Genomic DNA, 1,687 nt, shown 5'->3' with positions numbered 1-1,687 from the left:
TCGTTGGACATGCCGCTGCTCGGCCTCGACTGGCACGAGAGCGTGCCGGTGCGCGACGAGCTCACCGGCGACACCTACCACTGGGGCAGGACCAACTATGTGCGCCTGGAACCGGGCCGCGCGCCCGCGCACATCTTCCGGGTCCTGCGACCGTCCTCACCGTTGATCGGAGGGTCACCCACACCATGATCGTCAATGAGCCCGTCCAGGACACCTTCGAGGACACACCGGCCAACGACCGCGACCCCGACTGGTTCAAACGCGCCGTCTTCTACGAAGTCCTGGTCCGCTCCTTCCAGGACAGCAACGGCGACGGCATCGGCGACCTCAAAGGCATCACCGCCAAACTCGACTACCTGCAATGGCTCGGCGTCGACTGCCTCTGGCTGCCCCCCTTCTTCAAATCACCCCTGCGCGACGGCGGCTACGACGTCTCCGACTACACCGCCGTCCTCCCCGAATTCGGCGACCTCGCCGACTTCGTCGAATTCGTCGACTCCGCCCACCAACGCGGCATGCGCGTCATCATCGACTTCGTCATGAACCACACCAGCGACCAGCACCCGTGGTTCCAGGCCTCCCGCACCGACCCCGACGGACCCTACGGCGACTACTACGTCTGGGCGGACGACGACAAGGCCTACAGCGACGCCCGCATCATCTTCGTCGACACCGAAGCCTCCAACTGGACCTTCGACCCCGTCCGCAAGCAGTACTACTGGCACCGCTTCTTCTCCCACCAGCCCGACCTCAACTTCGAAAACCCCGCCGTCCAGGAAGAAATCATCTCCGCCCTGCGCTTCTGGCTCGACCTGGGCATCGACGGCTTCCGCCTGGACGCCGTCCCCTACCTCTACGCCGAAGAGGGCACCAACTGCGAAAACCTCCCCCGCACCCACCACCTCCTCAAACGCGTCCGCGCCGAAATCGACGCCCACTACCCCGACACCGTCCTGCTCGCCGAAGCCAACCAATGGCCCGAAGACGTCGTCGACTACTTCGGCGACTTCCAGGGCGGCGGCGACGAATGCCACATGGCCTTCCACTTCCCCGTCATGCCCCGCATCTTCATGGCCGTACGCCGCGAATCCCGCTACCCCGTCTCCGAAATCCTCGCGAAAACCCCCGCCATCCCCTCCGGCTGCCAATGGGGCATCTTCCTGCGCAACCACGACGAGCTCACCCTCGAAATGGTCACCGACGAAGAACGCGACTACATGTACGCGGAATACGCCAAAGACCCCCGCATGCGCGCCAACATCGGCATCCGCCGCCGCCTGGCCCCCCTCCTGGACAACGACCGCAACCAGATCGAACTCTTCACCGCCCTGCTGCTCTCCCTGCCCGGCTCCCCGATCCTCTACTACGGCGACGAAATCGGCATGGGCGACAACATCTGGCTCGGCGACCGCGACGCCGTACGCACCCCCATGCAATGGACCCCCGACCGCAACGCCGGCTTCTCCTCCTGCGACCCCGGACGCCTCTCCCTCCCCGCGATCATGGACCCCGTCTACGGCTACCAGGTCACCAACGTCGAAGCCGCCATGAGCAGCCCCTCCAGCCTGCTCCACTGGACCCGACGCATGATCGAAATCCGCAAACAGAACCCCGCCTTCGGCCTCGGCTCCTACACCGAACTCCCCTCCTCCAACCCCGCCGTCATCGCCTTCCTCCGCGAATACAA

General features: G+C 65.1%; 2 protein-coding genes. Both read left to right on the top strand.

Annotation, left to right across the window (positions count from 1 at the left end; all coding sequences use genetic code 11):
* On the top strand, positions 1-189 hold a 189-nt coding region (locus AC07DI_RS37495; RefSeq protein WP_478909450.1), incomplete at its 5' end, for an alpha-amylase.
* A partial coding sequence (treS, locus tag AC07DI_RS37490) for a maltose alpha-D-glucosyltransferase (protein WP_478909449.1) occupies positions 186-1,687 on the top strand: 1,502 nt, incomplete at its 3' end. The genes AC07DI_RS37495 and treS, both read left to right, overlap by 4 nt.

It is taken from the genome of Streptomyces sp. NPDC044106 (genome assembly GCF_056433985.1).
This window is presented reverse-complemented; position numbering and strand designations above follow the sequence as displayed.